This window comes from Pseudidiomarina aestuarii (genome assembly GCF_048263735.1).
Taxonomy (GTDB): domain Bacteria; phylum Pseudomonadota; class Gammaproteobacteria; order Enterobacterales; family Alteromonadaceae; genus Pseudidiomarina; species Pseudidiomarina aestuarii_B.
On the sequence record NZ_JBLXDX010000004.1, the window covers coordinates 75597 to 96523 of the forward strand.

General features: G+C 49.6%; 22 protein-coding genes. 12 read left to right on the plus strand and 10 right to left on the minus strand.

From position 1 onward, the window contains the following. Positions 1 to 6: 6 nt before the first annotated feature. Positions 7 to 1452 carry a flavin-containing monooxygenase gene (locus ACN0S4_RS10010; RefSeq protein WP_417657538.1) on the plus strand — a complete coding sequence of 482 codons (1446 nt, stop codon included), beginning with the start codon at positions 7 to 9 and terminating at the stop codon, positions 1450 to 1452. A 3-nt stretch (positions 1453 to 1455) separates the two neighbouring features. Here the strand turns inward: ACN0S4_RS10010 and ACN0S4_RS10015 are convergent, their stop codons facing one another. Then, entirely contained in the window at positions 1456 to 1932 is a 477-nt protein-coding gene (locus ACN0S4_RS10015; RefSeq protein ID WP_417657539.1) for a nuclear transport factor 2 family protein, read from the minus strand. Between the two features lie 87 nt (positions 1933 to 2019). On the opposite strand from ACN0S4_RS10015, the gene ACN0S4_RS10020 reads away from it, so the two are divergent. After that, a complete protein-coding gene (locus ACN0S4_RS10020; protein ID WP_417657540.1) occupies positions 2020 to 2583 on the plus strand; it encodes a DUF924 family protein in 564 nt (187 codons plus the stop codon). On the opposite strand, the gene ACN0S4_RS10025 is transcribed toward ACN0S4_RS10020, so the two are convergent. Further along, a complete protein-coding gene (locus ACN0S4_RS10025; protein ID WP_417657541.1) occupies positions 2573 to 2812 on the minus strand; it encodes a helix-turn-helix domain-containing protein in 240 nt (79 codons plus the stop codon). The two genes, ACN0S4_RS10020 and ACN0S4_RS10025, sit on opposite strands and share 11 nt — an antisense overlap. 130 nt (positions 2813 to 2942) lie before the next feature. Here ACN0S4_RS10025 and ACN0S4_RS10030 point away from each other — a divergent pair, with 130 nt between their 5' ends. Then, positions 2943 to 4070, plus strand: coding sequence for an alanine racemase (locus ACN0S4_RS10030; RefSeq protein WP_417657542.1), 1128 nt, complete (start codon positions 2943 to 2945; stop codon positions 4068 to 4070). On the opposite strand, the gene ACN0S4_RS10035 is transcribed toward ACN0S4_RS10030, so the two are convergent. Then, positions 4057 to 4518 carry an EVE domain-containing protein gene (locus tag ACN0S4_RS10035; protein WP_417657543.1) on the minus strand — a complete coding sequence of 154 codons (462 nt, stop codon included), beginning with the start codon at positions 4516 to 4518 and terminating at the stop codon, positions 4057 to 4059. The two genes, ACN0S4_RS10030 and ACN0S4_RS10035, sit on opposite strands and share 14 nt — an antisense overlap. A gap of 133 nt (positions 4519 to 4651) precedes the next feature. Here ACN0S4_RS10035 and ACN0S4_RS10040 point away from each other — a divergent pair, with 133 nt between their 5' ends. After that, the gene (locus ACN0S4_RS10040) at positions 4652 to 5140 is read left to right on the plus strand and encodes a TspO/MBR family protein (RefSeq protein ID WP_417657544.1); all 489 of its coding nucleotides are present in this window, start codon (positions 4652 to 4654) and stop codon (positions 5138 to 5140) included. A gap of 4 nt (positions 5141 to 5144) precedes the next feature. Here ACN0S4_RS10040 and ACN0S4_RS10045 read toward each other — a convergent pair whose 3' ends face one another. Beyond that, on the minus strand, positions 5145 to 5615 hold the full coding sequence (locus ACN0S4_RS10045; protein ID WP_417657545.1) for a MarR family winged helix-turn-helix transcriptional regulator: 471 nt from the start codon (positions 5613 to 5615) through the stop codon (positions 5145 to 5147). Between the two features lie 166 nt (positions 5616 to 5781). Here ACN0S4_RS10045 and ACN0S4_RS10050 point away from each other — a divergent pair, with 166 nt between their 5' ends. Continuing rightward, a complete protein-coding gene (locus ACN0S4_RS10050; protein WP_417657546.1) occupies positions 5782 to 6204 on the plus strand; it encodes an organic hydroperoxide resistance protein in 423 nt (140 codons plus the stop codon). A 6-nt stretch (positions 6205 to 6210) separates the two neighbouring features. Here ACN0S4_RS10050 and ACN0S4_RS10055 read toward each other — a convergent pair whose 3' ends face one another. Continuing rightward, on the minus strand, positions 6211 to 7149 hold the full coding sequence (locus ACN0S4_RS10055) for a sodium-dependent bicarbonate transport family permease (RefSeq protein ID WP_417657547.1): 939 nt from the start codon (positions 7147 to 7149) through the stop codon (positions 6211 to 6213). Between the two features lie 123 nt (positions 7150 to 7272). Between ACN0S4_RS10055 and ACN0S4_RS10060 the strand changes: the two genes are divergently transcribed. Genes ACN0S4_RS10060 through ACN0S4_RS10070 form a run of 3 tightly spaced genes read left to right on the plus strand, consistent with a single transcriptional unit; the run spans position 7273 to position 9983 of the window. Then, positions 7273 to 8202 carry a LysR family transcriptional regulator gene (locus ACN0S4_RS10060; protein WP_417657548.1) on the plus strand — a complete coding sequence of 310 codons (930 nt, stop codon included), beginning with the start codon at positions 7273 to 7275 and terminating at the stop codon, positions 8200 to 8202. Continuing rightward, on the plus strand, positions 8202 to 9467 hold the full coding sequence (locus ACN0S4_RS10065) for an APC family permease (protein ID WP_417657549.1): 1266 nt from the start codon (positions 8202 to 8204) through the stop codon (positions 9465 to 9467). The genes ACN0S4_RS10060 and ACN0S4_RS10065 overlap by 1 nt, the downstream gene beginning before the upstream one ends. 3 nt (positions 9468 to 9470) lie before the next feature. Continuing rightward, a complete protein-coding gene (locus tag ACN0S4_RS10070) occupies positions 9471 to 9983 on the plus strand; it encodes a DUF1543 domain-containing protein (RefSeq protein ID WP_417657550.1) in 513 nt (170 codons plus the stop codon). Between the two features lie 19 nt (positions 9984 to 10002). On the opposite strand, the gene ACN0S4_RS10075 is transcribed toward ACN0S4_RS10070, so the two are convergent. The 4 genes from ACN0S4_RS10075 to ACN0S4_RS10090 all read right to left on the minus strand — a co-directional run bounded on the left by ACN0S4_RS10075 (position 10003) and on the right by ACN0S4_RS10090 (position 13828). Further along, positions 10003 to 11292 carry an anti-phage deoxyguanosine triphosphatase gene (locus ACN0S4_RS10075; protein ID WP_417657551.1) on the minus strand — a complete coding sequence of 430 codons (1290 nt, stop codon included), beginning with the start codon at positions 11290 to 11292 and terminating at the stop codon, positions 10003 to 10005. Between the two features lie 23 nt (positions 11293 to 11315). Next, positions 11316 to 11894, minus strand: a complete 579-nt coding sequence (locus tag ACN0S4_RS10080) for a class I SAM-dependent methyltransferase (RefSeq protein ID WP_417657552.1) — start codon at positions 11892 to 11894, stop codon at positions 11316 to 11318. 116 nt (positions 11895 to 12010) lie between these two features. After that, complete coding sequence (locus tag ACN0S4_RS10085; RefSeq protein WP_417657553.1) at positions 12011 to 13303, minus strand: diguanylate cyclase domain-containing protein; 1293 nt, start codon at positions 13301 to 13303, stop codon at positions 12011 to 12013. A 39-nt stretch (positions 13304 to 13342) separates the two neighbouring features. Then, positions 13343 to 13828 carry a YajQ family cyclic di-GMP-binding protein gene (locus ACN0S4_RS10090; RefSeq protein ID WP_417657554.1) on the minus strand — a complete coding sequence of 162 codons (486 nt, stop codon included), beginning with the start codon at positions 13826 to 13828 and terminating at the stop codon, positions 13343 to 13345. 85 nt (positions 13829 to 13913) lie between these two features. Here ACN0S4_RS10090 and ACN0S4_RS10095 point away from each other — a divergent pair, with 85 nt between their 5' ends. Beyond that, the gene (locus tag ACN0S4_RS10095) at positions 13914 to 15974 is read left to right on the plus strand and encodes a PAS domain-containing protein (RefSeq protein WP_417657555.1); all 2061 of its coding nucleotides are present in this window, start codon (positions 13914 to 13916) and stop codon (positions 15972 to 15974) included. A 2-nt stretch (positions 15975 to 15976) separates the two neighbouring features. On the opposite strand, the gene ACN0S4_RS10100 is transcribed toward ACN0S4_RS10095, so the two are convergent. Further along, positions 15977 to 17374 (minus strand): amidohydrolase family protein, encoded by a 1398-nt coding sequence (locus ACN0S4_RS10100; protein WP_417657556.1) that lies wholly within the window; start codon positions 17372 to 17374, stop codon positions 15977 to 15979. A 187-nt stretch (positions 17375 to 17561) separates the two neighbouring features. Between ACN0S4_RS10100 and ACN0S4_RS10105 the strand changes: the two genes are divergently transcribed. The 3 genes from ACN0S4_RS10105 (at position 17562) to ACN0S4_RS10115 (ending at position 20914) form a co-directional block, all read left to right on the plus strand. Further along, the gene (locus tag ACN0S4_RS10105) at positions 17562 to 18485 is read left to right on the plus strand and encodes an alpha/beta fold hydrolase (RefSeq protein WP_417657557.1); all 924 of its coding nucleotides are present in this window, start codon (positions 17562 to 17564) and stop codon (positions 18483 to 18485) included. Then, positions 18482 to 19558 (plus strand): hypothetical protein, encoded by a 1077-nt coding sequence (locus tag ACN0S4_RS10110; protein WP_417657558.1) that lies wholly within the window; start codon positions 18482 to 18484, stop codon positions 19556 to 19558. Before ACN0S4_RS10105 ends, ACN0S4_RS10110 begins: the two co-directional genes overlap by 4 nt. Before the next feature lie 75 nt (positions 19559 to 19633). Next, positions 19634 to 20914, plus strand: coding sequence for an O-acetylhomoserine aminocarboxypropyltransferase/cysteine synthase family protein (locus ACN0S4_RS10115; protein WP_417657559.1), 1281 nt, complete (start codon positions 19634 to 19636; stop codon positions 20912 to 20914). Positions 20915 to 20927 lie beyond the last annotated feature (13 nt).

Consider the following 20927-nt stretch of genomic DNA (forward strand, 5'->3'; position numbering starts at 1 on the left):
TTTTCCGTGTACGACGTGGTTATTATTGGAAGTGGTTTTGGTGGCCAAATAGCTGCTATTAACTTACGTAAACGCGGACTGAATAACTTTCTCATTTTAGAACGCCGCGATTTTATGGGCGGCACTTGGGTCCAGAATAAATATCCCGGCGCCGCTGTCGATGTGCAATCTCCGCTCTACTCACTCTCGTTTGAACCCTACCCATGGACGCAGATGTACGCCGAGCAACCTGAGCTCGAGGACTACACCAATAAAATCATTAAAAAGTATCGTCTGCGGGAGCAAACACGCACTGGACAAGATGTTCAGCAGTTGGACTGGTGTGATGACCATTGGCAGATTCAAACCAAAGCTGGCGATATTTTCCGTTCGCGCAGTGTCATCAGCGCATCAGGGCCGCTCAGTCAACCACTGACACCCGAGTTTCCCGGGCAAGACACCTTTCAAGGCGAGCAATTCCATACCAATGCATGGAGCCATGACTTCGATCACAAGGGGAAGCGGGTAGCCATTATTGGCAGTGGCGCTAGTGCCGCTCAGGTCATCCCTGCTATCGCCTCTGAGGTTGAGGAGCTCCATGTCTTTCAGCGCTCACCGCATTGGGTGTTGCCGCGGCACGATTGGAAATTTGGCAAAGTAGCGCGCACGTTGCTGAAGTGGAAACCGATGTACCATTTGCTTCGCAAAACTATTTATTGGGCACTGGAATATCGGGTCATCGCGTTTAAATACTCAAAGCGGTTGATGCGCTTTATCGGTCAGTCTGAAGCCGAGCGCTTTATGCGTAAATCCATTCCAGACCCTGAGTTGCGGCAAAAGCTGACACCCGATTACCTTATTGGCTGCAAGCGCATTTTAGTATCGAGTACGCTGTATCCAGCATTGCAGCGGGATAATGTTAGCCTGCATGATCGCAACGATAGTATCGCTCGCATCACCAGCACGGGTATCGAAACCGCGCAGGGAACTCAACTTGAGCTCGACGCTATTGTGTATGCAACGGGCTATCAAGCCACCGACGGTTCGATTCCGTTTCGCGTAACAGGGCGTGATGGCAAGACATTAGAGCAATTCTGGGAAGAATTTCCGCGTGCCTATTTGGGCACCAGCATGCCCGGTTTTCCGAATTTGTACTTGGTCACTGGACCCAATACAGGCATTGGGCATACCTCAGCACTATTTATTATCGAATCACAAATGAAGTACATTCTGCGCTGTTTACAGGAGCTGCAAGATTCGCCCGCAGCCAGTATTGAAGTGAAGCCTGCTGCGGAAGAAGAGTACACTGACATGATTCACCGCGAAATGCGCAATACGGTATGGCAAGTCGGTGGCTGTAACAGTTGGTACAAAAGCAAAAGTGGCCGCGTGATTGCCATGTATCCTGGCTTCAGCTTTGTCTACCGCTGGTTGGCGAGCCGCTTTAAGCGACATCACCACCAGTTGCGTTAACGCTTACTCGGTCGGGTTCGCTTTGTGCGTGGCATTCCAATTCATGGCCTGCCAACGTCCATCTCGTTCAACCAATACACCACTATTCAGATATTCCTGACGACTGCCGTCGGCGGCGGTAGCAACCAGCGTAAAGTTAACGATGGCAGCATCGCCCGCCCACTTTACTTCTAGGTTTTCGGAGGTGTACCAAGAGTCCACTTCATCATCTGGAATCCGCACAGCGTCTTGCATGCCCGACATTAACTGTTCGCGCCCAAAGCGGATACCACTGGAACTGGTGTAGGTGAGATCTTCTGCCCAAAACGCGCCATGACTGATCTTGTCATTGACGCTGGCACCATAGAGAAAATGGTCGACAGTTTTCGCAACTGCATCTGCGCGATTGGAGTGAGTGGCTTCTGCAGCTAAAGCAGCAGTGCTGACCCCTTGTAGTGTGAAAAGCAGAGCAAAATACAAAGTCATTGAGAGGGAACGCATGGAATTCTCCTTGTTATTTTTCATGCTAGTATGACAACTAGTATGGCAAAGAGTACGACGAAAGAAATGGAAGAGCGAGGATAAAGCATGGCAAGCTCATCAAGCATGGCGGTAACAGCCACAGAAGTACTGAATTTTTGGTTCAAAGAACTGACTCAGCAACAGTGGTTTAAAAAGGACGCTGACGTTGATGCCATTATTAAAAAGCGCTTTGCCGCAACTTATGAAAAGGCGGCTGCGGCAGAGTTGTGGGTGTGGCGAGAGAGTTCGCGTGGGCGTTTAGCCGAAATTATTGTGCTCGATCAATTCGCCCGTAACTTGTTTCGTGATTCCGCCCGTGCGTTTGCAGCAGATTCATTAGCACTGGCGCTGGCGCAAGAGGCGGTGGCAGGTGGACATGATAAGCAATTGCCGACGCTGCAACGCGCATTTATGTATATGCCCTACATGCACAGTGAATCACTCGCTATTCATGAAGAAGCTGTGCGGCTATTTGATCAACCGGGGCTCGAATATAACCTTGAATTTGAGCACAAACATAAAGTGATCATCGAGGAATTCGGGCGCTATCCGCATCGAAACCAAGTACTTGGCCGTGAATCGACGGCAGCGGAAATCGAGTTTTTACAGCAGCCGGGCTCTAGCTTTTAACTTTTGCCCAGAGGCAGCTGTCGCGCTGTTGTAGCACGATCATCTGCAGCTCTAGCGCAGCCAGCACTCGCAATAAGGTACTGACGCGACCGTCGCCTTGGTTCTCAATTTTTGAGATGACGGCCTGCGTGGTATCGACTCGCTCAGCGAGTTCGGTTTGAGACCAGCCCAGTGCAACACGAGCTGTTCTAATAGCAGCGGAAATTTCGGCAGTAGTGTCAAGGCGCATAGCAACTCCGATATATGCAAATGAATATAGTTAGTATAGATGAAAAAAGTGAACAGTGCACAGTGAATCGAAAAGCGCTCTGTTAACTATTGACCATTCACTGTTATCTGCACTTCGATATGAGGCCCCCATGGAACTGACAGCGATTCGTACCCCCTATTTACTGCTCGACCGTCCGCGTATGTTGCGTAACATCGACCGGTTACAAGCCCGAATGGATGCTCTTGGAGTGACGCTGCGACCGCATGTCAAAACAGCGAAGTCAGCACCCATTGCAGAATTGATGTGCAAGCAGCCGCTTGGACCTATCACCGTGTCGACTATCAAAGAGGCCGAGTATTTTGCGGATTGCGGGTATCGCGACATCTTGTATGCGGTAGGTATCAGTCCAGACAAGTTGGAGCCACTGGCAGCATTGATGCAACAAGGAGTGAAGGTGACTGTGTTGTTAGACAGCACAGCTCAGGCTGAAGCGGTATTGGCAGCAAATCAGAAATGGAATACGGGTATACGTGCGGCAATTGAATTGGATTGTGATGGTCATCGTGCAGGTCTGGTACCTGGTGATTCAGACATTCTCGTCATTGCGCGCCAATTGCATGAGGGGAATGCCCTGGCCGGCGTTTTATTGCATGCCGGTGGCTCGTATCACTGCGAAACAGATGCCGAGAAGGCTGCAGCTGCTGAAGTCGAGCGCCAAGCCGCTGTCAGCACTGCTGAATCTATACGTGCCGAGGGTATGCAGGTATCTATGGTGAGTGTGGGGTCGACGCCAACGGCGCACTATGCCGAGAATCTCGAGGGTGTGACCGAAGTGCGAGCGGGCGTCTATGTTTTTCAAGATCTGGTAATGGCAGGCATTCACGTCTGTGCACTGGAAGATATTGCGATTGGTGTGGTGGCAACTGTTATTGGTCATCGCCCCGATAAAGGCTGGATTCTTTGTGATGCGGGCTGGATGGCGCTGTCACGTGATCGTGGCACAGCCAAACAGGCGGTAGACCAAGGTTATGGCGTGGTAACTGCCCTTGATGGCGAGGTTTATCCCGATCTTATCGTCGCCAATACCAGTCAAGAGCATGGTGTGATGATGTTACGCGAAGGCAGCGAGGCTGCATTACCCGATTTACCCATTGGTACCAAAATTTGTGTGTTACCAAATCATGCCTGTGCCACCGCCAGCCAGTTTGACGAGTATGTAGTGAGCGATGATCGCCATACACAAGCGACTCGCTGGTCACGAATCAACGGTTGGTAGTGGAAAGGATCGCTTTATATTCATTTACAGATAATGGCATCACGCTAAGTCGATTACCTTTGCGTACCAACGCGCAGTCAGCCAACTCCGACAAGGTTTTCAGCTCTGTCAGTGGAATAATGCGAGAGAATTTGTCGACAAAGCGCAAGTCGACGGCATCCCAACGCGGTTCCGTTGGTGAACTTTTTGGATCGTAGTACGCTGATTCTGGATTAAATTGTTCAGGGTCCGGATAAGCAGCACGGGTTACCTGAACGATGCCAGCTGCGCCAATGTGCTTGCAGGATGAGTGATAGAGCACTACGTGGTCACCCGGTTGCATCGTGCGCATAAAGTTGCGCGCTTGGTAATTGCGCACACCGTCCCACATGAAATCGCGCTGCGGTTCATGCGCAAAATCATCGATGCCCAACTCATCCGGCTCAGTTTTCATTAACCAATGATTCATAAAAACACAGTGAATAGTGAATAGTGAATAGAAAACATAAAACAATGAATGGTAAACAGAATAGCTTGGACTAAACTGAAGCGAAAGTTTTTACTGTTCACTATTCACTGTTCACTATCTCTCGGAGTAAAGCATGTCGTTAGCGAAGCAAGTAGGTGGTTTGTTTGGATGGCTCGCGCTGTCGTATTTAGTTGCCTTTGTCGGCGGTATCGGTTCAGCCAATGCCCCAGTATTTTATCGCGAGCTGATGTTGCCTGACTGGGCGCCTGCAGCATGGTTGTTTGGCCCAGTATGGGCAGCGCTTTATACGTTAATGGGTATAGCCGCTTGGTTGATTTGGCGTGAGCATGGGTTCTCAGGTGTCGCTACCAGACCTTTGAAAATCAACTTTATTCAGCTTGGCCTCAATGCATTGTGGAGTTGGCTATTTTTCGCTTGGTATCTCGGAGCGATTAGCTATGTCGAAATTATGCTTCTTTGGGGCTCTATACTCATTACTATTGCGGCTTATTGGCGGGTGAACCGCGCGGCTGCGATTCTATTGATTCCGTATTTGCTGTGGGTGACCTTTGCTGCGGCATTAAACTACAGCATCTGGCAGCTAAACCCTGGCGTTCTCTGACAAGCTATTTCATTCGAGCGGTTCGCTGTGACGCATACTCAGCGTCAGTAAAGCCAAGCTTCAATTGGTGAGAGAGTTCTCGCATGTATGCAATTTGCTCATCAGTGAGTGCCATTTGGCAGCGCATCTGATCGGCAACACCGCTCATACGTCGCTCTAGATCTGCGCCATTTTGGGTCAATTCAACAAATTTGACGCGATCATCATTCTGGCATGCGATGCGTTGCAGCAGACCCTTGTCCTCTAATTTGCGAACTAAAGGCGTTAGCGTGCCCGAGTCGAATTGGGTTTCGGCTGACAAATTTCCCATCCGCATTTTACCGCCATGCCATAGCGCGAGCATGACCACGTATTGTGCATAGGTCAGCCCGAAGGGTTCGAGTATGGGACGATACATTCGGGTGATAGAGTTTGCTGCGCAATACATAGCGAAACAGAGTTGTTCGTTGAGCGGCAATGTCACTCGAGAAGTCATTAGCATTCCTTTCCTTAAGTCTTATTTTAGTATTCACTAAAGTGTAACCAAACGTAAAGACCTTTTTTGCTTATTAAATACACTGATTACCTTGCATGCAAGAGTTTATCTGCTAAGGTTAATGCATCGTTTGATTTTCAATTTGCTTATTTACAGGAGTAAACAGATGGAAGCACTTTATACTGCCTCAGTAACGTCAACGGGCGGCCGCGAAGGTCGCGCGCAATCGGATGACGGCTTACTTGATGTAAAACTAGCACCACCGAAAGAGCTCGGCGGACCAGGTGGCGCAACGAATCCAGAGCAGTTATTCGCTGCTGGTTATTCAGCGTGTTTCCTCGGTGCGTTGAAGCACGTTGCAGGACAAGAAAAAGCTAAGTTGCCCGATGGCTTAAAGCTCACCGCGAATGTCGGTATCGGCAAACGTGAAGGTGGCTTCCAAATTGCCGTTGACCTGCATGTTTACTTACCAGGCATGGCTGATGACCAAGCACAAACGTTAGTCGAAAAGGCCAACGAAGTGTGTCCATACAGCCACGCCACTAAAGGCAATATTGACGTCAATCGTCACGTTCACACCGAAGACTGAGCGGCATTAACCGCTCAGCCACTTGGTCAACAGTGGTAGTTGTATAAGCACATTGACTGGGAATGTAACGCCCAAAGAAGCCAACATAGCCATGCCTATGTCGGCTTTTTTTATGGCCGCACGAATGGCTGCCGGCGCTGCAATATAGGATGCACTGGCAGTCAATGCACCGAGCACGAGCACACTTCCAAGCGGGAGTTCTAGCCATAGGCCGAGTCCAATACCGAGCCAGCTGAGTGCAAACGGTGCGAGAGCCGCGAACAGAATAAGTCGCCAATGCTGCAGTGGCAGCGGCGTGCAAATACGTGCGGTACACAAACCCATTTCCAAAAGGAAGAGTGCGAGCAGCACTTTAAACCCATCAATGACAATTCCTTCAATCGGTGCCAGTCCTTTCGGTCCGTACAGTGCACCTATGATGACGCCACCTAACAGCAGAATAACGCCGCGACTGGTTAAGGCTTCAACCCATACTGACCAGAGTGAGGTCGGCTCTGTGCTTTGTTGTTGTTGGCGATGTTGATAGAAAGCGAGCATAAGGATAATTGCGGGTAGTTCTAAGATCACCAAGTACAACGTGGTGTCACCGGCTAGAGGTAGTCCAGCGGTTTCAGCTAATGCCCACGCAACTGCAAAGGTACCTGCGCTGACTGAACCGTAATGCGCTGCAATACTGGCAGCGTTTTCAGAATTTAGCTGTACGACTCTACTGAGGATGGGATAGACCAGTATCGGAATAATAATCCCGAGTAAGGCAATCAGTCCAAGATGACTCAATTGAATCGAATCACCGCTACCGTGTAACGAGAGTCCGCCTTTAATACCGATACTCAGCATTAATAAAATAGTCAAAATATCATAGACTGATGCAGGTACTTTTAGGTCAGATTTGAGTACGCCCGCAATCAGACCTAAAGCAAAGAAAGCTATCACAATATCTGGCATTTCCTTTTCCCTCGATAAAGTCGCAAGTGAATGATGCGGCGTGATTATGCGTGAATAGATCTATATTTAATAATTAATATTAATGTGATTAACTATAGATAATTATCTATATAGGTGTTGAACGTGGATAGTCGGCGAATTAATTTTCGATTGCTGCAAGTGTTTCGTACAGTGGTGCAAGCGGGTTCCATCTCGCAAGCCGCGCGGCAGTTGCACCTGACCCAGCCCACCGTGTCACTACAATTGAAATCTTTGAGTGATATTGTTGGTGAGCCGTTGCTTGAGAGTCATCGTGAAGGCGTTACGATGACTCCCGCAGGCGAATATTTTTACCAAGCGGCCGGCGATGCGCTCGGTCGGTTCGATGATCTTGAGCTGCAATTGCAGCGCTATCGAGGTGGTGAAACGGGTAAGCTAAGCATAGGCTTGGTGACCACGGCAAAGTATTTGGTGGCGCAACTGCTGAGTAGCTTTGCCGAGCAATTTCCCGACATTGAAGTGATCCTCAACATTGGGAACCGCGGTACCGTATTACAACGATTTGCTGAGCAGGCTGATGATCTGTATTGGTTCAGTCATCCGCCCACAGGAACCGATGTTGAAGCTGAACCGCTGGTGAGAAATCCATTGCAGTTGATTGCGCCGCCGAATCATTGGGCAGCAGGAAAAACCATTACCTTTCCAGAACTGCATGGCGAGCGCTTTTTGATCCGTGAGCCGGGCTCTGCAACGCGAATGTTGTTTGAAGCATGGTTGAGTAGTCAGGGCTATGGATTGCAGCAAACCATGCAAATTGAAAGTAATGAGGCCATTCGGCTTGGTGTGGCGAGCGGGCTCGGGCTTGCGGTGATATCCGAGCATCCGTTAGCGCATGGAGCAGAGCACGTTACAACGTTGTCGATGCGCGGGTTTCCCTTGCAGAGCTATTGGTATTTGGTACGCCATCGCGAGCGTTACGAAAGTTACGCAGCACATACCTTTGTCAGCCATGTGCGCGAACGGCTACCGCAAGTTATCGAGCCGCGCTGGTTGCTACCTAAAACGGAGTCATAATGGAACATTCGAAGTTACAGCGAACGACAGGGTTGCCCGGAGCAGTTCTGCTTGGTCTTGGCTCAATTGTAGGAACTGGCGCCTTTGTCAGTATCGGTTTTGGTGCAGAGTTAGCAGGTAGCTATTTAGTATGGGCTATTGCCTTAGCGGCAATAGTCGCGGCTTGTAATGGTTTATCGAGCGCTCAACTGGCTGCGATACATCCAGTGAGTGGTGGTACCTACGAGTACGGCTATCGGTTTCTGAATCACGACCTCGGCTTTACGGCAGGCTGGTTATTCGTGTTGGCAAAAAGTGCGTCTGCCGCCACCGCCGCTTTGGCTATCGGAACCACCGTAGCGAATGCGTTTGGTTGGTCTAGCTATGCTGAAATTGGATTAAGCATTGCTGTATTAGCAGCTTTGGCGGCGCTCGTCATGGGCGGTTTGAAGCGCTCGAATCGAGCGAACGCGGTGCTAGTTGCTATTGCAGTTGGCGCGCTAGTTCTCTTTATTGGTTACAGTTTCACGTTAGAGCCGGTAACGGCCGCACTTGATGCTGCACAAGAGCCGCAACAATGGAGTGATGTTCTCGCTGCTGCTGCACTATTGTTCGTTGCTTACACCGGCTATGGGCGTATAGCTACCATGGGCGAAGAGGTCACTGAGCCGCGCCACACCATTCCTCGCGCTATTGCCACGACCGTACTTGTAGTGACTATTTTGTACCTATTTATTGGTGTGGCATTACTGAATTTTCCATTGGGTACAGCGGACAGTTTGGTACTCGCTGATTTGGCAAAAGCCCAGCAAGCGCCTATCTGGCTCTACTCTGCTATTGCAGTCGGTGCGGTTGTCGCGATGGCTGGCGTGGTGTTGAATTTACTCCTTGGTGTGTCACGAGTTGTTTTAGCGATGGCACGGCGAAAAGACCTTCCGGACTCATTATCGAATTTGAATGCAGAGCGAACCTCAGCACCTGCCGCCATTTTGTTTAGCGCCGCGGTAATGCTGGTGCTGGTTCTTATTGGTGACTTACAAATTGCGTGGTCATTCAGCGCGTTTACCGTATTGGTGTATTACAGTTTGACGAATCTAGCTGCGTTAAAAGTGAATGCTGATTTGCGGTTTATTCCGCGGTGGATTTCTATTCTTGGCTTACTTTCTTGCTTATCACTAGCAGCATTCGTCGAGCTAACAGTGTTGGGTTATGGTATCGGTTTAATCGTAGTTGGTTTGATTTGGCATCGTATTCGGCGCAGCTCAGCTGCCACTTCTGAGGAATAAAGCATGCAGTTGTATTTAGTCTATGTTGGCGGTACCGCGCCGAAGGCAAACATTGAATTGCACGATGTACGTTTTGTAGTGGGTGAATCGATTGAGGCGACCTTCCCGCAGTTGCGGCAGCAGTGGTTTGGCAGCCAGCAGGGTATTCATATGGATAGCTATATGCAGATCCATCACATTGACGGCTATCGGGTGGAGCTTAGTCGCGAACCTGTGGAGCAATCGAAGAAGCTCTATTTCGTGAACTATGGCGGTTACTATCCGGGCCGTATTGCGGAGTTTCACGATTTTACTTTGGTGGTCGCTCAGTCTGCTGATGAAGCCAAACAATTAGGTAAAGCCAGCGTGCAAAAGCAAGGCTTGGCTAACGCGCTGGAGTTTCACAAAGATGACCTACTGGAGGTCGATGACTGTCTGCAGATCGACCTACTCGACGGTTGGTATATTCGACTGGTTCATGATGGCGGCTCGCAGCACTTAGAGCCCGATTGGATGGGCTACCGACCGCTGCCGTAGTCATGTCACCGCAGCTGTACTAGGTCAGGAATAAGTTGCGATACATGCGCTCAGCATAATCGTCGGTCATGCCTGCAATGTAGTCACAGAGAATCCGATCCGCGGCTGCAGCACCTTGGTTATCCATTGCTGCACGCCAGCGACCGCGAGTGTTGCGAGGTAGCAATCTCTCAGGCTCGGTATGAAATGCCGCGAATAAATCCAACAGCATATTCTGACTCCGCCAGCGCAACTGCTGAATCGACGGCTGATTAATGACATGTTCGAATACCACTGCTTTGAGACTGTTTAACAGTAAGCGCTCACTCTCTGGCAAGGTTGCATTGTAGCGAATCAATGGTTCTTCGGCCTCAGGTAACACCACTTCTAGGCGCACCGCAGTCACAAAAATATTCACCAAAGCACCAATCGCATTTTTCCGCTCATGGTGCGCGCTCGCAAAGAGCTGCCGGCCCAGTTTATGCATCAGAGTTGCCAGCGCTGGTTCGAGGTGCTCCACCACAGAATCCATATGCTGATGCCATTGTTTTTCATTCAAAGTGCCAGTAACAACTGCATCTTCTAAGTCGTGAACGCCATAAGCAATATCGTCAGCAAGTTCCATCATCGATGCATCGAGCGCCTTGTGCCGTGATTTCTGCCACGGCGCTTTGGTGAGTGTATCGACTTGCTGAAATAATTCTCGGTCTGCCGCTGACAGTGGCTCCAACACCCAATCCAGCAGATCGGCGTCACAGGCAAACAGCGCTTTCGCCGGTTTCCATTGTGACAAGCTGCCTGGCTTATCGTGCTTTGGAGATTGCGGTAGTTCGGGCATCAATACTGGGTATTTCAATAAGCCCAGTAACGAACGCCGGGTCAAATCCATCCCATGTTCAGGATGATAAGCTTCAAGCTTGCCAACAATCCGAAAGGTTTGACCGTTGCCTTCAAAACCACCTGAGGGCAGCATCTTGTAATTAAGCGCTGTTTCGCCACCATGGCCAAAAGGTGGATGACCAATGTCATGGGCAAGACACAAGGTTTCCATTAAATTCAAATCAGGCAGTAGCTCTCGCTCTTCAGCGCTGCAAACGTGCTGCAATTGATTGATCAATGACGAGCCAATTTGCGACGCTTCTAGCGAATGGGTGAGGCGAGTTCGATAAAAATCATTTTCACCGACATTCATGATCTGGGTTTTGGATTGTAAGCGCCGAAAGGCAGCCGAGTGCAGTACTCGAGCGCGATCACGCTGCCATGCGTTGCGCAAGTCACCGGGACGTTGTAGCGGGGCATTAGAACGGCGTGCTTGCCAGTGCTCGGTCATGCGAACTTACCTTTTTCGATCAATCAATGGGAATCGTTTGATAGTACTGGTTTTCTGGCAGGCTCACCAGTCTTGCGGAAGATCACAACACCATGTGCGAGGTACGCAATACTCAGCCCGTAGGCTCTTGCCAACCAATGACAGGTTTCTTCATGCATAAAAATGATGTGTGTTGGGTCGTTGCGATATTGCCAGTTTTTGAATCTGTCTTCGGAGATCCAACGCTGCGTCATGAGTGCCAAGTATCCATGTGGCATTAGATGCGTTAGCAAAGACTCCAGTACGACGGCTGGTTCACGTAAATGCTCAAATACTTCGGTTGCGGTAATAAAGTCATACTGACGATTCCACACACTTTCGTCCGCTGCATAGAATTTGTCATACAAGGCACACCGATGGCCTGCATCTTCGAGCATGTTTGACAGTGTTGGTCCAGGTCCACTGCCGAAATCGAGTCCATGTGCTGACTCGGGGAGGAGTTTGAGAAGCGGTTGGGCTATTCGATTGAGAAACCCGCGATAACTCGAGTCGTCCGAATCATTTTCATGTAAGTCATAGAGTGCTTTCTCTTCTACATCATCTATTTGAAACTCGGGCGGCACCGAGATGAGATAGCATACTTCGCAGCGCTAGAACTCACGCCCAACTAGCGCACCTTTGGTTTCCTTAACGACTAATTCGAGAGGTGAGTGATGACAAAGAGGGCAAAGCATTCGTGTTAGGAGTCGCTGGTTTCAGAGTGAGCCATCCGGACGCAGTTACGACCTTCATTTTTGGCTCGATACATGGCTTGATCGGCTGCGCGAAGAAGATCGCCCAACTTCTGCGCATGATGTGGGAACGAGGCTATACCTATACTCGCGGTTACGGATAAGTGTAATTGGTCAACCTCAAATGGCTCGGCAAGCTCTTCCCGAATTCGTTCCGCAATCATGGCGGCATAGTCCTGAGTTTGGTCGAGCGGGTCGAGGTCGTTAAGCAACACAATAAATTCATCCCCGCCTGCACGACAAGCCACATCACCAGCGCGGAGGCATTTACGCAAACGTCCGGCGACGGCAATCAGCAGTTCGTCACCAATTGCGTGACCGTGATTGTCGTTCACTGGCTTGAAATGATCGAGGTCTATAAAGAGTAAAGCTAATGCTCGTTTCTTTCGTGTAGCGCGGCTCAAATTATGCTCAAGCGTTTCACCGAAAAACGTCCGATTGGGTAATCCAGTCAACATGTCGTGATGCGCCATATTGGCTATCTTTTCCATCTGTTTCTTTTGCGTAGTGACATCTCGTGCGATACCCAAATAATATTTGTTAAGACCATCTTCACTTGTCACCATGGAGGCAGTGCTAGTATGCCATTGCCAATATCCGCGCGCATGCCGGACGCGATACTCGACGGATTCATATTTATGATCTTCGGCAAGCACAGACTCGAGGAACCGGTAGCACCGACTCACATCATCAGGGTGGACAAATTCAGTAAACGATGTGCCTAGAGAGTCTTGAATGGAATAACCCAATAGCTTTTCCCAATTAGGCGAGAGATAGGTGATTTCACCTTCAGCAGAAACGGTATAGATAATGTCGTTGGCATTCTCGACAAAGGTTCGGAAACGCAATTCACTAGCGGCTAACTTTCGTTCGAGCCGCTTGCGCTCTGTAATATCATTCAAGTAACCGGTCCACTCGAGGCTACCGTCATCCAGCGTGCGCCCATGATCATAGGCTTCAAGCCAAATGATTTCGCCGCTTGGCTTCACCATTCGAAATTCACGATTCCAATCGGTATTGTTCAGTGCAGAATGTACACTAGAGGCAATGACTTCATCGAAGTCGTCTTCATGAATCAACGCAAGCAAAGATTCAGCATCCTGCTCCAATGTGGTGGTTGGAATGCCGAACCATTCGACAATAAGTGGGCTGATATAGGGGAGGCTGAAATGCCCATCAGGGTGTTTTTTTAGGCGATACACCACTCCAGGCATTGCTTCAATAAAGGTACGCCAATCCATGTTAAGTATCGCCCAAATTATAACTAATGTTAGGTTATTCTAATCGCGAAAGTTCTCGAATTGCAAAGGTAATTCAATTTTTGATTGGCGAAGCATGGCGATAGCTTGTTGCAAATCGTCGCGCTTTTTACCGGTTACTCGAACTTTGTCGCCTTGAATAGAACCCTGTACTTTCAACTTGTGCTCTTTCAGGAGCTTGATGATCTCTTTGCCAAGTGGTTGCTCAATCCCATTTTTAAACACAATTTTCAAGCTATAAAGCTTGCCGCTATGCGTGGGCTCGTCATCAATATCACTGCCGGATAGACTGATATTTCGCTTGGCACAGTGATTGTTGAAGATATCTTGGAGCTGACGTACTTGGAAGTCAGACTCTGAGGTCATCGTGACCGTGAAATCATTCAGCTCAAAAGTTGCTTCGACACCGCGAAAATCAAATCGTGTAGTAAGTTCACGATTGGCGTTATCGACAGCATTCTTTAGTTCTACTTTGTCGATTTCCGACACAACATCAAAACTTGGCATGGCAAAACTCGCTATTGTTGCTTACATTTGAAGAATATAGTTTAGTTAAGTATCTCTCGAATTATAAGTAGAAGCGAAGACATTCATGTCAAACGACTATCTGGGTTCTGAATCTGCTCGTTTACAAGCCATCCTGACGGGTGTTCAGGTGGGTACTTGGGAGTGGAACAAGCAGACTGGCGAGACCCGTTTCAATGAGCGTTGGGCAGACATGTTTGGCTATACCCTCGCTGAGTTAGAGCCTATCTCAATTCAAACTTGGATTAACCTTGTTCATCCAGACGACTTAAAGCGCTCAGATGAAGCGTTGCAGCAACATTTCCTCGGTACCACTCAATTCTATGAGCTAGAAGTTCGCGTGCGGCATAAGCAGGGACACTGGGTCTGGATTCGCGATAGTGGCAAAGTAGCAACCTATACTGAGTCGGGTGAGCCAGAGTGGATCTGCGGTGCGCATATCGATATCACAGAAGCTAAACGTATAGAGGAAGATCTCAGACAAGCACAAGAGCGTCAGCGTTTCATTCTGGAGTCTCTACCCTCGATTGTTTATTCGCAAACGAGTCGGGAGCCTTGGACGAATGTATTTGTCTCTGCAAATGTGCAGAAAATTTTGGGCTATACCGTCGAAGACTGGCACTCCCCAAACAACGAATTATTCTGGCAGCGTATGCATCCGGATGATGTCGATCGGGTTCGCCGAGCCGTCAAACACTGGCAAGAGCAAGGCTACCCTAATACCTTGCTGCAGCGTTATCGATTCCGACATGCGGACGGCCATCTCGTGGTACTGGACGACTTGCTTCGCGCAGTTCGCGCCGAGTCAGGTGAACTTATCGAATTTATCGGCTCGCTGACCGATGTGACGGCGCAACATGAAGCTGAGCAACGACTGACAAAGATTGCCGACAACGTGCATGGTGTGTTGTATCAATTTCAAATGGATACCGAAGGCACGATGAGCTTTCCGTATGCCTCAGCGGGAATCGAACTTGTTTATGGCGTAAAACCTGAGCAAGTGGTTGCTGATGCAAGCGTGGTGTTTGCCGTCATCCATGCAGGTGATTTTGACCGTGTTCTTGCTGCTGTTGAACAGTCACGGGATACTTTACAACCATGGGAATGTGAATATCGCGTTGTACTGGATGGTGAGGAATCTTGGGTGTATGGACATTCCATACCGGAGCGCCTCGATGATGGCTCGACCCTTTGGCATGGGCTCATTATTGATGTGACCGATCGGAAACGCCTTGAGATTGACCTAGAGCGCAGTCAGGTGCAGTTAGAAGCGGCGCAGCGCATTGCCAATCTGGGCTATTGGGAAGCGAATTTAGAAACTGGCGAGTTAATGTGGTCGGCGACGGTTTACGAAATTTTTGGTTTAGATCCGCATACAGTTTCTCCCTGCGTCAAAGCATTCCGCGAACTTGTGCATCCGGACGATCTTGCACTGTTGGACAAGAGTCAGGAGCGCGCTAAGAAAACTGGCATTCATGATATCGATCACCGAATTATCCGTCCTGACGGGCAAGTGCGCTGGGTACGTGAATGGGCTTATTCAAAAACCTCGACAGATGGACATCAGTTGCTTGGCGGCACCGTGCAGGATATTACCGAGCGTAAAGAACTCGAGATACTGTTACGTGAACAGTCCATTCGTGACTCTTTGACTGGACTATTCAACCGGCGTTATTTCACGGACATGATTGAAAATCGATTCCGCCAACGTCGGCGTGATGACAACTCAGTCTGCAGCATCATCACGTTCGATTTTGATCACTTTAAGCAGGTCAATGATCAATATGGACACATGACGGGTGACGAAGTGCTGAAAAGAGCAGGTAAGGTGGTCAAGGCATCTATTCGTGAGTCGGACATACCCGCGCGCACGGGTGGGGAAGAATTCGCAATTATGTTGCCGAATACATCACTAAACGATTCCGAGCGACTTGCAGAACGGTTGCGACAGGCGATGGAAGAAGAGCTATTTATGACCACCGAGGGCGAGCTTCGAGTCACAGTCACTTGTGGTGTGACACAATTTCATCCACAAGATGAAACCTATCAAGACGTGTTAGGAAGGGCCGACCGTGCCCTATATCAGGGCAAGCAGGCCGGCCGTAATTGCGTAGTTCGAATCGACTAACGTTAATCTTTACCAAAGTTGGCAAGTAATGCTTCGTCAACAACGCCATTTTGTTTGAAAACCACACCATCTTTCATGACCATATCGACGTCACGAATAATATTCATGTATTTCAAAACGTCGCCACGTACAGCAATGATGTCGGCTACTTTGCCCGGGGTAACGGAGCCATATTTATCTTGCACGCCCATCATCACTGCCGGCCAATAGGTCGCTGCGCGAATGGTATCCATGGGATCAAAACCTAGGTCGTGCACCCATACTGCCATTTCATGCCACGTCGTTTGGCAATGAAATTTCATTGGAATACCCACATCTGTACCAATCAGCATCATCACGCCAGTTTCTTTCAGCTGACGGATTTTGTTTTTGATGGTTGGTGTGCGCACCGGAGTGAGCTGCGAGTATTCCAAGTGGCCGGGTTTCTCAATTGATTGTGCGATATCGGCAATGGTGTCTGGCTGCAGACCGCGCTTCCAGCATGCGTCATCGAGCTGTTCAGGATTTCTCACCAAATCTGGATAGGTAAAAAGCCCTTCCATCGTCGGTGTCCAGAACAACAGCCCATCAAATATGCCGGTGGCAGTGCGTTCGACCAGAGTGTCCAACACATCTTGCGGATAGCCTGGTGCCGTTGTCAGGCCGGTATGTTCAAAGTTGTCGATGCCGATTTCTACGCCTACTCGAATTTCATCCGGCTTGTGAGCGTGCGCGACCACTTTCATGCCGCGTTTGTGTGCTTCGTCAACTATGGCTAGCGCAACGTCACGATCCATATCGTCTTGGTCGATCAGTTTAATGATTTCCATGCCAGCTTCGTCGAGTTGTTTTACTTTTGCTCGAGCGTCACTCACACTTTTCACTTCCCAGCGGTAATGGCCTTGCCAATCATCAACTTCAGCCTGCAAAAATGGACCCGAGGTATAAAGCGTCGGTCCGGGAATTTCGCCATCGGCTAAACGCTTTTTAATAGCGACAGTGTCGTCAAGTGGTGCGCCTAAATCTCGAGCGCTGGTCACCCCAGCAAGAAGCAACTGAACCAACGCTGCTGGCATAATTTCGTTGACTTGGCGGTCGCGATAATTAGCCTGCCAATGTTTGTAGTTGGAGTGTCCAACTAACTGGATGTGTGCATGGCTCTCCCATAATCCCGGGAGCACATCATGACCTTCAGTGGAGACAATTCGGTAGCCCTCAGGAACTGGTAACGAATCTTGATTGCCGACTTCTTGAATGATGCCATCCTCGACCAAAATAACGCTGTCATGAATGGGAACTTCAGCGGTGCCATCAATTAGGCGGCCGCCGACCAATGCAATTTTTTCAGCGCTGGCGGTTGCGGTAAATCCCGCACTCATTAATGCAGTACTGATAGCAATAGCTGAAACTAGTTTTTTCATACCTGACGTCCTTTAGGGTTCGGATGATGCGTCCTTTTAAACTATGCCTGTCGCGTAACAAACGCAATGTGACTCACCGCGAATAAACGGCATCTCATATGGACATCTAAACGTCCATATTGACATGGTGGGGTAAACCTCGTTACAGTGCAGCATCCGCCAGCACTGCTTTGAAGGCCGCACAACCGTGTTTGAAAATGTTCCGTTTCATTCTCAAGACCACTCGATTCAACTCGCCGAAGGTCAATTGGTGTTACGCACCTATGGTTCCATTTCCGGAACTCCTGTGCTGGTGCTCGGTGGAATTTCTGGTGGACGTGACATTTTCACGAGCTCCGGCTCTGGCTGGTGGCAAGGGCTAGCTGAAGCGATTCCATCTGGTCTTAATGTGATTTCTCTCGATTATGCGGGTGGCAGCGGTGATAGCACGGTTACGCCAGTCCCGCAGCGTGTTGATGGGCATGCCGCTCTCATTGAGCAAGCGTTGCAGCAACTTGGTATTCGGCAACTACGTGCTATTGTCGGCGGTTCATTCGGTGGCGTGGTAGCACTGGAGCTAGCGCGCAGGGGGGTGTTAGAAGTAGGTGGCTTAGCCATTATTGGAGCTGCGCATCGACCCACAGCGCAAGCGCTCATGTTGCGCGCACTGCAGCGAGAGTACATTGCACTAGCTGAACAAGCCGGGCAGCCTGAACGTGGGGTTCAATTAGCGCGAGCTCTGGCCATGTTGAGTTATCGCAGTGCCGATGGCATGGATACCTATCACCCACAAGGAGCCTCGGCAGTCGACTATATTCTATCTCGGTCCGCACAAACTGTGGCTAAAGCACCAGAGCGGGCGCGTAATTTCTTTACGGCATTTGGCCCCGCCCTCGATGAGTATCGCATTGATCCAGCTGAAATCAGTGTGCCGACATTGCTCGTTGGATTCGACAGTGATCAATTGGTTTCCGCACAAGTACTGAATGAACTTGCTGAGAGATTGCCGCGCTGTGCCGGCTTACATCTGTTGCCATCGAGCTATGGTCATGATGGATTTATTAAAGACACAGCGAGTTACGCCAGCTTTTGCCGTGATTTTATCAAGCACTTGCCGGTGGAGCACTCATGAGCTTGCAGCCGACAGCAATTCTGGTGGTGGGTGTTGGTACTATAGGTCAAGCCTGGCTTGCCCGTTATGCGGATACTATTCCGTTACCGTTTCAGGCGTCTGTGCGGGGACTCTATCGATCACAGCAATACGTTCATCTCGATAAGAACAGTGTGCCTTCCCAAGGACTCACTGCCGCAGGTTGGCAACATTCCAGCGATATTCTTAACCAGCTTGATCAAGATATTCGTGACCATAGTCGCCAGCATGAACAAGTGATCGTGCTTGATTTGACCGCTTCATCTGCGGTGGGTCAGCGTTATGCAGATTGGCTTCGAGCGGGTGCGCACATTGTCTGCGCCAACAAGTATGCTGGCGCTAGTTCAAGCACCTATTATGAGCAGATACGCCGTATTAGTCGTCAATACCAGCGTCATTGGCGTTACAACACGACAGTTGGTGCGGGTCTACCGATCCAATCTGCTATTCGGGAGCGGCTGCATTCGGCCGACCCTATCCTCGGTATTGAAGGTAATTTTTCCGGTTCCTTATCGTGGATTTTTCAGCACTATCAACCGGGTGATCAGCTGTCAAAATGGCTGCGCGCAGCAGCAGACCAAGGGCTCACCGAACCTGATCCGCGCAGTGATTTGGGTGGGCTAGATGTCGCGCGTAAGCTGCTAATCTTAGCTCGTGAAGCGGGTTGGTCATTGGAGCTGGATGAAATTGAAGTGCAGAGCTTAGTGCCCGATTCACTCGCACTACTTTCAAGCGAGGAATTCTGGCAGCACCTTGAACATTTTGATGCTGAATTTGAACGCTGGCGCCAGTGCACGCATCCAACCGCACAGAAATTCTGCTACATCGGTGCCGTTGAGCGGAATGCTAATGCAAAACCACACGCTTGGGCGCGTCTCGAGCCCATTACCCCATCATCACCCTATGCTAGTTTACCTGCAGGAAACGCCAACTTTGTAATTCGCAGCGAGCTTTACAATGCCAATCCGTTGCTCATACAAGGTCCTGGGGCTGGTCCTGAAGTCACAGCTGCTGGCATTCACACCGATTTACTCGACATTTTGCAGCATCTTTAAAAAACGACTTGCACCTCATCTTAATTTGATTATTATAGACGTCTAAACGTATAAACATCTAATTAGGAAGTGGTTATGAGTTCGACTTATCGTCCCGCGACGCTGGCAATCCATCACGGTTACACTACTGATCCAGTAACTAAAGCGGTTGCCACTCCTATCTATCAAAGTGTCGCCTTTGAGTTTGACAATGCTCAGCACGGTGCTGACTTATTTGATTTGGCGGTACCCGGTAATATCTATAGTCGCATTATGAATCCAACCAATGATGTGCTGGAGCAGCGAGTAGCAGCGTTGGAAGGTGGTATTGCTGGGCTGGCGGTTGCATCAGGTATGGCGGCTATTCAGTACGCTCTGATTACGCTTGCTAAGCAAGGCGATAACATTGTCACCACGCCGCAAATTTACGGCGGAACCTATACCCTATTTGCGCACATGCTACCGTCATTTGGTATTGAAGTTCGGTTTGCGGATTCGGATAGTCCAGAAGCTTTGGCGGCGTTGATAGATGCCAATACCAAAGCTCTGTTCTGCGAGAGTATCGGGAATCCCGCCGGCATCGTTGCGGATATCCCAGGGCTCGCTCACGTAGCAGAACAAGCGGGTATTCCGCTCGTTGTAGACAATACCGTAGCAACCCCAATTTTATGCAAGCCCATCGAATTAGGTGCGCATATTGTGGTGCATTCATTAACTAAATACATCGGCGGTCATGGCACCAGTGTCGGCGGCATTGTGGTCGATGGCGGCACCTTTGATTGGGTCAAACACGCCGATAAGTTTCCGCAGTTCAACGAACCTGAGCCGGCCTATCATGGTGTCGTGTATAACGTTGCCTTTGAGGCCGCCGCATTCATTGCACGGGTGCGTACGGTAGCGTTACGGAATACTGGCGCAGCCCTGTCGCCATTCAATGCATTCTTGATTCTACAAGGACTCGAAACACTCGAATTGCGCATTGAACGGCATTGTCACAACGCCGCCAAAGTAGTCGCGTATTTACGCGAACATCCAGCAGTCGAGTGGGTCAGCTACGCTGGTTCTCCCGAGCATAGTCACTATGCTCTCGCGCAAAAGTACATTCGCGGTGGCTTGCCAGCATCATTACTGACCTTTGGCTTAAAAGGTGGCTACGAGGCCGGTGTCAAGTTTTACGACAAGCTCGAATTATTTAAGCGACTCGTCAACATCGGTGACGCTAAATCACTCGCTTGTCACCCCGCATCAACCACACACCGGCAACTATCAGCGGACGAGCAACTCAAGGTTGGTGTCCGCCCCGAGGCCATTCGTTTGTGTGTCGGCATCGAGCACATTGACGATATCATCGCCGATCTCGAACAAGCACTAGTTTGATCCCCAGTTATCC

Bases quoted from the DNA above. Each gene is read 5' to 3' on its own strand.
- ACN0S4_RS10035 (WP_417657543.1), bottom strand. From the start codon at position 4,518: ATGAATCATTGGTTAATGAAAACTGAGCCGGATGAGTTGGGCATCGAT.
- ACN0S4_RS10070 (WP_417657550.1), top strand. From the start codon at position 9,471: ATGCAGTTGTATTTAGTCTATGTTGGCGGTACCGCGCCGAAGGCAAAC.
- ACN0S4_RS10090 (WP_417657554.1), bottom strand. From the start codon at position 13,828: ATGCCAAGTTTTGATGTTGTGTCGGAAATCGACAAAGTAGAACTAAAG.
- ACN0S4_RS10015 (WP_417657539.1), bottom strand. From the start codon at position 1,932: ATGCGTTCCCTCTCAATGACTTTGTATTTTGCTCTGCTTTTCACACTA.
- ACN0S4_RS10075 (WP_417657551.1), bottom strand. From the start codon at position 11,292: ATGACCGAGCACTGGCAAGCACGCCGTTCTAATGCCCCGCTACAACGT.
- ACN0S4_RS10100 (WP_417657556.1), bottom strand. From the start codon at position 17,374: ATGAAAAAACTAGTTTCAGCTATTGCTATCAGTACTGCATTAATGAGT.
- ACN0S4_RS10095 (WP_417657555.1), top strand. From the start codon at position 13,914: ATGTCAAACGACTATCTGGGTTCTGAATCTGCTCGTTTACAAGCCATC.
- ACN0S4_RS10025 (WP_417657541.1), bottom strand. From the start codon at position 2,812: ATGCGCCTTGACACTACTGCCGAAATTTCCGCTGCTATTAGAACAGCT.
- ACN0S4_RS10110 (WP_417657558.1), top strand. From the start codon at position 18,482: ATGAGCTTGCAGCCGACAGCAATTCTGGTGGTGGGTGTTGGTACTATA.
- ACN0S4_RS10115 (WP_417657559.1), top strand. From the start codon at position 19,634: ATGAGTTCGACTTATCGTCCCGCGACGCTGGCAATCCATCACGGTTAC.
- ACN0S4_RS10065 (WP_417657549.1), top strand. From the start codon at position 8,202: ATGGAACATTCGAAGTTACAGCGAACGACAGGGTTGCCCGGAGCAGTT.
- ACN0S4_RS10020 (WP_417657540.1), top strand. From the start codon at position 2,020: ATGGCAAGCTCATCAAGCATGGCGGTAACAGCCACAGAAGTACTGAAT.
- ACN0S4_RS10045 (WP_417657545.1), bottom strand. From the start codon at position 5,615: ATGACTTCTCGAGTGACATTGCCGCTCAACGAACAACTCTGTTTCGCT.
- ACN0S4_RS10030 (WP_417657542.1), top strand. From the start codon at position 2,943: ATGGAACTGACAGCGATTCGTACCCCCTATTTACTGCTCGACCGTCCG.
- ACN0S4_RS10085 (WP_417657553.1), bottom strand. From the start codon at position 13,303: ATGGATTGGCGTACCTTTATTGAAGCAATGCCTGGAGTGGTGTATCGC.
- ACN0S4_RS10050 (WP_417657546.1), top strand. From the start codon at position 5,782: ATGGAAGCACTTTATACTGCCTCAGTAACGTCAACGGGCGGCCGCGAA.
- ACN0S4_RS10040 (WP_417657544.1), top strand. From the start codon at position 4,652: ATGTCGTTAGCGAAGCAAGTAGGTGGTTTGTTTGGATGGCTCGCGCTG.
- ACN0S4_RS10055 (WP_417657547.1), bottom strand. From the start codon at position 7,149: ATGCCAGATATTGTGATAGCTTTCTTTGCTTTAGGTCTGATTGCGGGC.